Annotated in this window: 7 protein-coding genes; 5 read left to right on the top strand and 2 right to left on the bottom strand. The window is 44.7% G+C overall.

The features are described 5' to 3' along the window. Nucleotides 1-4 precede the first annotated feature (4 nt). On the top strand, nucleotides 5-730 hold the full coding sequence (locus tag ACFPFU_RS04180; protein ID WP_377061820.1) for an SDR family oxidoreductase: 726 nt from the start codon (nucleotides 5-7) through the stop codon (nucleotides 728-730). Between the two features lie 142 nt (nucleotides 731-872). Here the strand turns inward: ACFPFU_RS04180 and ACFPFU_RS04175 are convergent, their stop codons facing one another. Further along, nucleotides 873-3974, bottom strand: a complete 3102-nt coding sequence (locus tag ACFPFU_RS04175) for an eIF2A-related protein (RefSeq protein ID WP_377061819.1) — start codon at nucleotides 3972-3974, stop codon at nucleotides 873-875. Nucleotides 3975-4063: 89 nt separating this feature from the next. Next, entirely contained in the window at nucleotides 4064-4861 is a 798-nt protein-coding gene (locus ACFPFU_RS04170; protein WP_377061817.1) for a prohibitin family protein, read from the bottom strand. A 406-nt stretch (nucleotides 4862-5267) separates the two neighbouring features. On the opposite strand from ACFPFU_RS04170, the gene ACFPFU_RS04165 reads away from it, so the two are divergent. The 4 genes from ACFPFU_RS04165 to ACFPFU_RS04150 all read left to right on the top strand — a co-directional run bounded on the left by ACFPFU_RS04165 (nucleotide 5268) and on the right by ACFPFU_RS04150 (nucleotide 12586). Then, a complete protein-coding gene (locus ACFPFU_RS04165) occupies nucleotides 5268-5879 on the top strand; it encodes an RNA polymerase sigma factor (RefSeq protein WP_377061815.1) in 612 nt (203 codons plus the stop codon). Nucleotides 5880-6117: 238 nt separating this feature from the next. Further along, entirely contained in the window at nucleotides 6118-7212 is a 1095-nt protein-coding gene (locus tag ACFPFU_RS04160; protein WP_377061813.1) for a FecR family protein, read from the top strand. A 159-nt stretch (nucleotides 7213-7371) separates the two neighbouring features. Next, nucleotides 7372-10779, top strand: a complete 3408-nt coding sequence (locus ACFPFU_RS04155) for a TonB-dependent receptor (protein ID WP_377061811.1) — start codon at nucleotides 7372-7374, stop codon at nucleotides 10777-10779. Nucleotides 10780-10783: 4 nt separating this feature from the next. Beyond that, on the top strand, nucleotides 10784-12586 hold the full coding sequence (locus tag ACFPFU_RS04150) for a RagB/SusD family nutrient uptake outer membrane protein (RefSeq protein WP_377061809.1): 1803 nt from the start codon (nucleotides 10784-10786) through the stop codon (nucleotides 12584-12586). The last annotated feature ends 31 nt before the right edge of the window (nucleotides 12587-12617 follow it).

Raw genomic sequence — 12617 nt, 5'->3', positions numbered from 1 at the left:
CTATATGACATTGGTAAATAAAACCGCCCTGATTACGGGAGGAAATGCAGGCATAGGATTTGGCATAGCGGCTGCATTGGCGGCAGAGGGTGTAAACGTGGCCATCACCAGCCGTTCTCTTAGACGGGCCCAGGAAGCAGCTGAGAAGATCAGGGACAAAGCAAAGGGGCACGGGGAAATATTGCCGCTTGAGATGGATGTCCGGGATTTTGATTCCCAAAAGAAAGCCATGCAGGATGTTTTGGGAGCATGGGGGAAACTCGATTTTTACGTAGCCAATGCAGGGGTCGGCCATTTTGCGCCCATACAGGAACTCACCCCAGAGCAATGGCATGAAACGATTGATACGAACCTGACCGGTGTGTTTTACAGCATCAAATCATCCGTAGAAGCTTTGAAAGCCACCAATGGGTTTTTTCTTACCATTTCCAGTTTGGCAGGCACCAATTTTTTTGCAGGAGGATCCGCTTATAATGCGAGTAAGTTTGGTCTTACCGGTTTCACCCAAGCCATAATGCTTGACCTACGTCAAGAAGGTGTAAGGGTGAGTACCATTATGCCTGGCTCAGTGGCCACCGGGTTCAATAACCGTGACGTCAGCGAGGCGGATGCGTGGAAAATACAAATAGAGGACATTGGGGAAATGGTGGTCAGTTTGTTTAAACTGGATCCAAGGACATTGCCCAGTAAAATCGAGGTAAGACCCTCTAAGCCGCCTGTGAAGAAATGAAGTATATTCTCTCGTTGGGCCTTACTGTGTTTCAGCCGTATTTAGGGGATGGCATAATTATACCTTTAATAGGCAATGTGTTTCAGGGAAACATCAATGATTTTCTGCTTTGTTCCCCGAATAAGTCAGATTGTTTTTGACCTTACCAAGCCGGCAGGAAATTAAGTCCAAACACCCCCGCCCCCAGGTTTCTTTGCCAGGGAAAGGCATAATAGGATTCCACCACCATATATCCCAACAGGTTGGCTCTGACAGAGAGTCCGGCACTGGCAACCGGCCTGCGGCGATATTCAAATTGATCCTGACCGGGTATGGGTTGGTTCATGATGCCCCTGTTGTCCCAAGCCAATCCTGAATCCACAAAAAGGGCCAGTTCGGTTGGAAAAAAGTTGGATTTGATCATGGATATCCGTTCCGGTCCCGAAAAGGGTAATCTTAATTCCACATTGCCTACCAGCAGTTTGTTTCCCACCAACTGGTTGAGGGAAAATTCACCAAACAGGTTGACATTGTTCATGTTAAAAGAATTGCCGGTAAAACCCCTTACCAGTGAAGGCTGGCCCAAATACAAGGGGGGTAATATGGCGTTTTGGGCATCTTGCCCATATCTGCCGAAATGGTATCCCCTAAATGCCAGTGTAAAGGGTCTCATGCGGTAATATTCCCTATAATCGGCCAATAGAGAATGGAAGTTTGCCGCTCCGAAATATTTTTCCACATCGTATCTGAAACGTCTTCCTTTCAGTGGTCCCACTGTTCCAAAAACACTGTTGTCTCCTACATAAGCCACATTTACCTGCCCCATATTGAATCCGGACGGAGAAGGGAGCTTTTCCCTGGATTCAGCTACCATATAACCCTGATAGTAATAGTTGTTAATGCGGTCCAATCTGAAATGGTACCGGGTCAAGGAAAGCCCAGCTTCGAAGCGGTGTGCTTTTGACAGTGGGTATATGCCAAAGGCTCCGGCTCTGGTTTCGAAGGTTCTTAACCTATCAATGGCCATGTTCGTTACCGGTAGGGGATCATCAGCCACCATTAGGGTGTCAGGGAATATGGAAGATGAAGCGGATTGATAGGGAATGTGCGAAAGAATCCCTCCCCAGAAGATGGGGTTTTTCCGGTTGACATAGGCCAATTGGGCACCGATATCAAAAATTTCACCGTTCAGAGAAACAGCGGAGAACAGTTGGTGGTTTCCTAATATGTCGCTGAATAATGCATTTACACCTCCTGCCAGTGCGGAAGTATACCTTCCTGATGCGATGTTGATCACCCCGGTATTCCCTATATAGTCCAATTGAAAGCGGTGTTTAAATGGCCTGGGTAGGATCTCTTGGTGGTTACCTGCAACCCGGGTCATGCTGTAGGCCGCATTTAACCGTTCCTGAGCCCGTACTATCGGCACACTATGTGAGGGGGGAAGAACGGCTGCATGAAGTTCGGAGACCTGGCCATTTGAATTTTTATATGTTACATAAAAATCAGCCGGATCTGCCCGGTATATCGAATATTTCCCATTCCTGAACACAGAATAAGCGATCCAGCCATTGTTTCTGGCAACGGTAAGGGCAGGGGCAAGGGTAGTGATCCCACTGATTCCCGTAAAAAAACCGGTAAGTCTAAACACCTCGTGGCGGACCAGGCTGTATTCATACAAATCCCGGAAGCCATCAGCATCTGACAAAAAGTAAATCATGTTTCCATCCACGGAAAACTGGGGATTGAGGTTATCGGCCCCGGGAAACAGGTCCAAAACTTCTATTTCTCCGGAATGTATATCTAAAAGACATACATTAAATCCCTGAAACATAAACCTTCCATGGTCGTTTTTGCCTCCCCGGTCAGAAGAAAACACCACCCAATTTCCATCAGGAGACCATGCTGGATGCACATCAGAATAATAATCACTTGTCAGGGGCCTCAGACTTTTTCTTTCCATATCATATAAATAAAGATCAGACTGGCCGTTCTGCATTCCAGACATTACGAAATAACGTCCATTGGGAGACCAACTGATATGGTTAAAAGCATTGAGGCCTGGAATTTCAATTTCCCTTATCGTCATGCCGCTTTTTACCTCCACTATTAAAATCCGGTTTTTGCCCTTACTGTAAACTATAAAGGCGAATTGGCGGCCATCGGGTGAGAAAGAGCCTACAGATTCTATAAAGTTGAAATCGTCCACATGGAAATTGTCCAGGCCGGAGGACAGTTTCCGGATGATTTTTCCACTTGCAGTTTCTGCAAGAAAAATGTCCACCGAAAGCCCTTCCTTTTCCGATATGAAGGCCATGTATCGGGCATCCGGGCTGTAGACAGGGGAAATATTGAGATGGCCTGCATTGGAAGGCGTGAACCATTCCCTTCCCACCATTTCGGTAGTATCTGCCATTAAGGGTGTATAGTGCTGTCTTAATTGGTCCGCCCATCTTTTTGAAAATTCCTCTTCCGTGATTTTCAACACTTCTTCAATGGCCCTTTCATATCCCACAGCAGCGGAGGTAAGAAACAGCGGCTTGATGATTTCTTCTCCCCAAATACCTGTCACATAGGCCCAAAAAGCGTGGCCATAACGATAGGGGAAAAATTCATGCCCTTGACTCATTTGCTTTAAGGTGGGGATATTGTTATGCAGGACGGCATCCCGCATCCACATGGCGGTATGGGGATGGTTTCTGCCCAAGGAGAGGTATTCGGCCATTCCTTCTATCATCCAAAGTGGGATATTCCTGATGGAGGCCACCCCCAAAGTGTCTATACTAGAGAGTATCCGGTATTGGAATGCGTGTACCATTTCATGGCCAATGACATGGGATGTTTGTGCGTGGGTTTCCATATATGGCATTACCACACGGTTTTTGAGGCTTTCGGTCACCCCACCTGTTCCTACTTCTATAAAGCTTTCTATTGCAGTGGTCTGTTGGAAATCGACATGGTGGTTGTAGAAGATGATTGGGTTTCTGGTATGGAAGGTATCTTCCAGAACGGTTCTGTGCCGGCTATACCACCATTCATGCCATTCAGCCAATCTTTTAGCGGTGGAATCATTGTCCAAATAGTGGTAGATATCAAAGTGAGGAGACTCCACCAGAGAGGCCACATCTTTTTTGTATTTGGGTTTATTTCGCCCAAAATATTGGGCTTGGCAATCTTGATTACCGAAACTCCATAGTAGGAAAGTTAAGAACAAAGAGGTACTGGTAACGCTGGCCAATGATTGAGCATAATTGCGCATTTTCATTTTGACAACATTTGATTACACAAACATCCAGAAAACCTTCGAAACCAGCCCCGGTGACAAAGCCCTTGTCCCGGGGTCCTAAAGTCTGCTTATTGTTTGGGATCTGCCCCCGTGTTAACAAAATAGGGGGTTTTTCCATCGCTGATAATGATTTTTGTGTTGGAGGAATTTGCGAGGTCCGATAATGTTTCAAGGCTTCTCAATTCAATGATTTCCCTGGTGAGCCCTTCCGCGATGATCTTTTGGGCATCCCTTTTACCTTCTGCTTCAATTCTTCTCCTTTCTGCTTCCAGTTTTTCCTTTTGCAGCACAAATTCCATCCTTTGCGCTTCCTGGTCGGCAGTGAGTTTCTCCTCTATGGCCCTGCTTAAACCCGCAGGCATGCGGATGCTCTTCATCAGGACAGATTCAATTTCAAAGCCCCGGTGTCCCAACACTTCATCCATTCTGTCTTTGATGGCATTTTCAATGGTGGCCCTTTCGGCAGTGTGCATGTCTTTGGCCATAAACCTGGCGGAAATGTCTGCTGCAGCTGATCTGAAAACAGGCAGTATCATATCCATCTCATAGGTTTCCCCCACCTCGGTGATTACTTTGGGTATGTCCTTTTCCCGTACACGGTAAAGAATAGAAATTTCTGATTGGATTGTAAGCCCTTCTTTACTCGGAAGGTTTAAAAATACTTCCAGATTATTGGTTCTTACGGGTGTTTTAATGAATCTGGCAAAAACAGGATTGTAGAAGTACATCCCGGGGCCATAAATTTCATCTGAAAGTTTTCCAAATTTCCTTTTGACACCCACTTCGCCTTGTCTCACCACTCCCGGTGCACAGGCAGTTAAAAGCATTATCACAGCCAATAGCGGTAACAACATCCTGGTTTTCATAGTCATCATTCGATTTATAGTTGGTCTAATATATATCCAAAGACAAATGATAATTATAAAGCCCCGGTTGTTCAAGATTTTACATTTTCCGGAGTCACCTTCAATGACGTATGCCGATAAATTATTGCTACAGTTAATCCATAAAAACATTATCAAATCCAGTTCCATATGGGTTTTACGGAGTTATTGAGGCTGTTGTGCCGGGTACTAATAAGTCAAGATGGCATACAATGTCATCTTGACAGGATACGTTGGAAAATTTATGCTTAAGCGAAAGAGAGGGGAATTATTATTTAAAATAAAGAGGTTGTGTAATATTCTTTCATTTCTAGATGATGTTGGAAGATGTTTTTTCGTTTTTACGCGTAAAATACTTATTTTTCGAAAGCGATAAATCCAAAAACTTATGCTGTCTGAAAGAAATCAAGAAGAGTTTCCCGCAGGGAAGCACAGTGATTTGTCTTTGTGGGAATTGGTTAAAGAAGGCGATGTGTATGGCCTTGAAGCCCTATACAGCAAATACTCAAAAGAACTGTTTAAGCTGGGAATGACCATCAAGCCTGACCGTGGTTTTGTCAAAGATTGTATCCATGATGTATTCGTGGAGGTATGGCATTATCGCCAGTGTATCAAAGCTACTGATAATGTCAAAAGATACTTGTTCAAATGTTTAAGCAATAAAATTCATAAAGAAATCGGAAAGGACAAGAAGCGTTATCGGGAAGAAGGACTGGACCATTTTGAGGCTTTGTTATACATAGAATATCAGGATGTGTCCAGTGGTCAGGATGCGATAGATGAGTCAAAGCGGCTAAAAGTTTCTCAGGCCATCGCCGGGCTTTCGGGCAGACAGAGAGAAGTAATTAGGTACTTGTTTTTTGAAGAATTATCTTATGAGGATGTTTCTGACATCATGGGCATCCATGTTCAGTCCGTTTATACCTTGGCATGGAAAGCTTTGGGCCGGCTTAAAAAGCACCTCGCACCTACGTTCTTTTTGGGTATGATGCTGATATAAAAGGTAGGCTTTAACTATCAAATGGTTTGCCTGCTGAAAAGTCTGGGGTAGTCAGTTGCCTTCAAAATTTAAAGGATTATTTTTTAAATATATCATTAATTGATAAGTTTTTTTTGATTGATCCGCAATACTTCAGCTTGTTTGTTTTAAACAATGTATTTTTTCAAAAAAAAAAATTTTTATTGGATAGATATTAAGGGTGCCGTTCCTTATATACTTGAATCTGAAAAATGCTTCAATGGATATATCCAAATATACCGCAGAAGATTTTGTGCTTGACCCTTCTTTCAGAAAATGGATACTTCGGCCGGATGCCGGTTCCAATCTGATGTGGGAGGAATTGTTAGCCAAATATCCCTCTAAATTGGGGGAAATAGAAAAAGGCCGGGAAATTTTACGGCACCTTTCGGTTGAGAATCATTTAATGGAAGAGGAGGAGGATGCACAATTGTGGAAGAGCATAGAAAAGGATATCGGTTTACCCGAAGCGGACGAAAGCGAAAGTAAAATAATCCCCCTCCAATCCAAAAGTGTCATAGAAAAATCTAAACAGACAGGACCCAAAGGGGAAATGGGTATGCGATGGCTCAAAGTGGCCACTATATCTTTTTTCGTTTTGACATTGGGGACACTTTGGACATTCACCCAAGAACAGCAAGAGGAAGAAACCAACATACCGGTGGTATATGAGGAGAGAACCACTGCCCCGGGCATCAAGACACAGATAACCCTTTCAGACGGTACGGTGGTTTTGCTCAATTCATCCAGCCAGATCAGGTATATCAAACATTTTGAAAAGAACACCAGGGAGGTCTTTCTTGAAGGTGAGGCATTTTTCAATGTAGCCAAAGATAGTCTTAGACCCTTTGTGGTGCATATCGGCGAGATCAAGACGAAAGTACTGGGTACTTCTTTTAACATAAAAGCTTACAAAGGAGAAAACCTGGATATATCGCTTCTAAGTGGAAAGGTAGAAGTGGATGTGGCCATGGAACACTCCCGGAAAATCAACCTGCTGCCCGGGGAGGCTTTAAAAATCGATTTTCCTACACAGATGATCGCTTTGGGCCATTTTGATGAAGAAGTTGTGATGGGTTGGACCAGAAAGACCATTATATTCCAGGAGACCCCCTTGCAGGAGGCAGTAAGGGTATTGGAAAACTGGTATGGTGTGAAGGTGGAAATCATTAACAGGCCCCCTATTCCGGTCAAGCTTTCCGGGAGGTTTGAGAATGAGACCCTGACAAACGTGTTGGAAGGATTATGTTATGCCTCAGGATTTGAGTATAAGATGCAAAAGGATAAAATCACCATCAAATTTAAACCAAAATAAACCTATGATGCCTATGATAAAACCAGTGAATGATGTAAAAAAGCCAGGGATGCGCCAACATCCCCGACCATGGTACCGGAAACAATGATTTGTCCATTGTTTTCCTGAAAATGTTTAATCAAAACCATATAAAAAGACTTAATTAAACAGAGTAAAGATATGAAAAATCTTATACGATTTGTCATTCATATGACCAAACTATTTACTTATGCCTTTCTTGTTCAGTGCATATCCATGAGTTTCCTTTTTGGAAATAATGGCAATGCACAGGTCAAGGATATAGAAGATGTAATGATTCAGATCTCCCTTCAGGATATAGATGTTAAAAAAGCTTTTAACCGGATAGAACGGGTTTCTGGATTCAATTTTGTGTACTCGGCCGAGGAATTGAATAATATTCCCAAAGTAAATGCCGGCGGAGAAGTACAGAGTGTATACGAGGTTTTAAAATCCATTGCCGCACAAACAGGATTGGAATTCCGGCAGATGAACCAAAATATACATGTAAGAAAGAAAGAAAACATTGGGGAAGAAAAAGAGGAGTCTTCTTTGTCAGAAGAGGTGGTGAGGATCACTGTGACGGGATTGGTTACTGATGAGAAAGGAGAGCCTTTACCGGGAGCCACCATAATTGTAGAGGGCAGCCCTATCGGTACAGTGACCGATATCGATGGCAAATTTTCCATTGAAGCCGATGAAGGAGCGGTTTTGGTATTTTCTTTTGTGGGATTTGAAACCCAGCGGATTACGGTAGGGACTTCCAGTGTACTGAGTGTGAGAATGATCATGGATTCCAGGGCGTTGGATGAGGTAGTGGTTGTGGGTTATGGAGAACAAAGAAAAGTGACTTTTACAGGTTCGGTAACTTCAGTCGGTGGTGATGAAATCAGGACGGCACCGGTTACCAATGTGAGCAACAGCCTTGTGGGAAGGCTACCGGGTTTAAGTTCTGTCACCCGGAGCGGTGAACCGGGCAACGATGACTCAATTATCAGAATCAGAGGCACAAATACCTTGGGAAACAACAGTGCGCTGGTCGTTGTGGATGGTATCCCTGGCAGGTCTCTTGCCCGGATTGATCCTAATAGTGTGGAAAGCATCACTGTCTTGAAAGATGCGTCGGCTGCCATTTATGGTGCCCAGGCTGCGAACGGGGTAATCCTGATTACCACCAAGAGAGGAAAAACCGGCAAGCCTGTGATCGAGTTAAACAGCAATTTTGGCTGGAACCAGCCCACAGTGCTCCCGGAAATGGCCAATGCGGAGCAATACCTGACCATGCTGAATGAAATAGACACTTACCGAAATCGTCCTCCCCGATTTTCTGAGCAAGAGATCAATGATTTTCGAGTGGGCACGGATCCCTGGTTACATCCGGATACTGACTGGTTTGGAGAGGTATTAAGACCTTGGGCACCACAATCCTATCACACCCTTACAGCTTCGGGAGGCAACGAAAGCGTGAATTATTTCCTAATGCTGGGAGCTAAAGGACAGGATGGTTACTATTACAACAGTGCCACGCGATACGATCAATATGACTTCCGAAGTAATTTGGATGGCAAAATCAGTGACTATGTGAGAATTGGTTTTGACATTGCGGGAAGACAGGAAAAAAGGAACTTCCCCACCCGGTCAGCCGGAAATATTTTTAGAATGATCATGAGGGGCAAGCCCAATATGCATGCCCATTGGCCAGATGGAAGTCCCGGACCTGATATTGAGTATGGAGATAATCCCGCAGTGATTACCACGGATGCTACGGGATATGATTTAAGAAACCTTTATAACCTTCAGACCACACTCAGGTTAAACATCGATGCGCCATGGATTGAAGGGCTTTCCTTTAATGGGAATGTCGGTTTTGATCAGACTTTTACCATGCAAAAACGGTTTGAAACCCCTTGGTTTTTATACAGCTGGGATGGCAACACTTACACACCTGACGGAACTCCGGAGTTGGTAAGAGGTCAAAGAGGCTTCAATGATCCCAGGCTCAGCGAAAACATGGGTGCTGACAGGCATGTACTGGTCAATGGAATGTTGAACTACAATAAGGACTTCGACGAGAATCATTCCATGCGGTTGATGGTTGGGATTGAATCCAGAACAGGTTTTGGAAATAATCTGAGCGCCTTCCGGAGATTTTTTGTTTCCACCGCTGTTGACCAGATGTTTGCCGGTGGCAATGCAGAGCGGGACAACAGTGGCTCTGCCTACCAAAATGCCCGTCTCAATTACTTCGGAAGATTCAATTATGAGTATGGGGGGAAATATTTGGCGGAGTTTGTTTGGAGATATGATGGTTCATATATTTTTCCACAAGGCAGCCGCTTCGGTTTTTTCCCTGGGATTTCAGTGGGGTGGAGAATTTCAGAAGAGGATTTTTGGAAATCTTCCATGCCCAATGCCGACCATTTCAAAATCCGGGCCTCTTATGGACAGACGGGTAATGACCGTATTGATGAATGGCAGTACATGGCCTCCTACGGTTTTGGCAATATCCCCTACATTTTTGGGGTAGATCAGGAACACCAGGCACTGCGGGAGCTAAGGATTCCCAACCCCAATGTCACATGGGAAGTCGCTGATCAGTATAATGCAGGGATCGAATTGGGCTTTTTCAATAGCAGGCTGACCATGGAGGCTGATTTCTTCTACAATTACCGATCCCAGATCCTATGGTGGAGAAACGCTTCCATTCCTGCCTCCACAGGATTAACCTTGCCAAGGGAGAATATCGGAGAGGTCTCCAACCGTGGATTTGATTTTATCACTACTTACAACGGTAATGCCGGTGATTTCACTTATCAGATCTCGGCCAACGCTGGGTACGCCTACAACAGGGTGGAGTTTTGGGATGAATCACCAGGGGCACCGGAGTACCAGCAGACAACTGGGCGGCCAATTCCCACCAATCCATTCAATCCGAACCAAGATTTATATTACCAGTCCGTGGGCATATTCAGGGATCAGGCACAAATTGATAACACACCTCATTGGCCAGGTGCCAGACCGGGGGATATCATTTTTGCAGATGTGAATGGAGATGGTGTAATCGATGCCAACGACCGGGTTCGGAATGACAGAAACAACATTCCAAGATTTACTGGAGGCTTAAACCTGAGTGCGCAATGGAAAGGCTTTGATCTGGCCGTTCTTTTCCAGGGAGCGGCTGGGGCCGTTCGATATGTGAACACTGAATCTGGCGAAATAGGGAATTTCCTGAGGGATTTTGCAGAAAACCGATGGACTCCTGAAAACCCGGATTCCAGTTACCCCAGAACTTTTAACCGGTCGGACGAATACTGGATGAACCAAAGAAATACTTTCTGGTTGCACAGTACGGACTACATCAGGTTAAAAAATCTGGAAGTGGGTTACAATTTGCCGGCATTCGTTTCCGAAAAACTTGGGGTTCAAAACTTCAGGTTGTACCTCAGCGGATTTAACCTGCTTACTTACTCTCCGGATTTGAAGAATTTCGATCCGGAATCTGACAGTGCCAGCGGTCAAAGTTATCCGCTGCAGCGCGTAATCAATACCGGTTTGACCTTAACCTTTTGAGACAATGAATAATAGAAATAATATCATAACTTGTTTTCTTGCCTTGACGTTATGGGTGAGTTCATGTAGTGAGGAATACCTGGACAGGGAACCTTTGGATCAATTTGCGGAAGGTGCCGTTTGGAATGATCCCAATCTTATCGAAACCTTTGTAAATAACATTTATTTTGCTATTCCCCATGGTTTTCATGCCTTGATGATGTCCAGTTTGGTAGATGAGTCCATGGCAGTTTGGGATTGGGAAACCAGCAATGCTACCAAGAACCTCATCAATCCAAGTTACCTTGGTGTCTGGGATGAGAATTTCTGGACAGGGAGGAGGTACCAGCAAATCAATTGGACAAATGGATTCAGACAAATCAGGGCATGCAATATCTTTATGGATAAAATAGGTGAGGCGGATTTTGATGATGAGGATTTTAAAAACAGGTTGATAGGAGAAGTACACTTTCTGAGGGGTTTTATATACCATAACCTGATTTCTATTTATGGAGGTGTCCCTCTGATTACAGAGGCTTATGGTTTGGGAGAAGATTATGAGGCGCCCAGAAGCAGTTATGCGGAAGTAGTCCGGTTCATTTCAGAAGAATTGGATAAGGCGGCGGAACTGCTTCCTACCCAGCATTTCGGGGATCAGTTGGGCAGGGCTACCAAGGGAGCTGCACTGGCGGTTAAAGCCAGGACACTCTTATATGCGGCAAGTGATCTTTACCATAATCCGTCTTGGGCACAGGGTTATGCGCATCCTGAACTGATCAGCTATACCGAAGGGGATCAGATGAGCAGGTGGAGGGCGGCAAAAGATGCTGCCAAGGCAGTAATGGATTTGGGACTTTACTCCCTGCACAACAACGGCGGGGATCCCTCGGAAAATTTCGGAGAGATTTTCGTGGCAAAACAGACCTCGGAAGATATTTACGTACGGTATATGCTTCAGAGAGTCAATGAGGACTGGGATATAGGTGATCCAGGGCTGTTTAACGGACCTAACGGTTATCACAACTGGGGAGGAAACACGCCGATCGGTCAGTTGGCCGATGATTTTGAAATGGCTGACGGCTCCAGGTTCAATTGGAATAATCCTTCCCACGCAGCCGCTCCCTATGAAAACAGGGACCCCCGGTTTTATGCTACCTTCCTTCATGAGGGAGCACAGTGGAGACCCCGGCCGGTAAACCTAAGGGATTCCGATCCCGATGGGATCATTCAGGTGGGTCAGTGGGAAAGGTACAATGCGTCTACAGGACAGGTTGAAATTGTCCATGGCCTTGATACCCGTCAGGGGCCAATCGAAGATTGGAACGGAACTTATACAGGTTATTATCTTAAAAAATTTATTGACCCTACTGTAGACCATCAATATTTCAGGCAGGAAGTTCCCTGGAGAATTATGAGGTACACAGAGGTGTTGCTGAATTATGTGGAAGCCTGTATAGAATTGGGAGAAGAAGGGGAAGCTAAAACCTACCTGAATATGATCAGGGAAAGAGCAGGTATGCCACCCGTTACCGAATCCGGAGATGCGCTCAAGGAAAGGTACCGGAATGAAAGGCGTGTGGAACTGGCATACGAAGACCACAGGTATTTTGATGTGAGAAGGTGGATGATCGCCCCGGAAGTTTATACCAATGCCAAGGGGGTAAGGGTAAGATATCAACTCTTACCGGATAATACTACTTCTCCAGACCCTACTTATACGGTCATCGAAGTTCAGGACAGGGCATGGCAGGACAGGGCTTATTTTCTGCCTATAAAACTGGATGAAATGAACAGGAATTTTAATCTGGTTCAAAACCCGCTTTATTAATATAAAATATTAAAGAGTAATCAAAACCATG

The sequence above is a fragment of the Negadavirga shengliensis genome, assembly GCF_042652345.1.
Classification (GTDB): Bacteria; Bacteroidota; Bacteroidia; order Cytophagales; family Cyclobacteriaceae; genus Negadavirga; species Negadavirga shengliensis.
Note: the sequence above shows the minus strand (reverse complement) of the source record. Positions and strands in the feature narration are given on the sequence as shown.

Bases quoted from the DNA above. Each gene is read 5' to 3' on its own strand.
- ACFPFU_RS04170 (WP_377061817.1), bottom strand. From the start codon at position 4,861: ATGAAAACCAGGATGTTGTTACCGCTATTGGCTGTGATAATGCTTTTA.
- ACFPFU_RS04175 (WP_377061819.1), bottom strand. From the start codon at position 3,974: ATGAAAATGCGCAATTATGCTCAATCATTGGCCAGCGTTACCAGTACC.
- ACFPFU_RS04155 (WP_377061811.1), top strand. From the start codon at position 7,372: ATGAAAAATCTTATACGATTTGTCATTCATATGACCAAACTATTTACT.
- ACFPFU_RS04165 (WP_377061815.1), top strand. From the start codon at position 5,268: ATGCTGTCTGAAAGAAATCAAGAAGAGTTTCCCGCAGGGAAGCACAGT.
- ACFPFU_RS04180 (WP_377061820.1), top strand. From the start codon at position 5: ATGACATTGGTAAATAAAACCGCCCTGATTACGGGAGGAAATGCAGGC.
- ACFPFU_RS04150 (WP_377061809.1), top strand. From the start codon at position 10,784: ATGAATAATAGAAATAATATCATAACTTGTTTTCTTGCCTTGACGTTA.
- ACFPFU_RS04160 (WP_377061813.1), top strand. From the start codon at position 6,118: ATGGATATATCCAAATATACCGCAGAAGATTTTGTGCTTGACCCTTCT.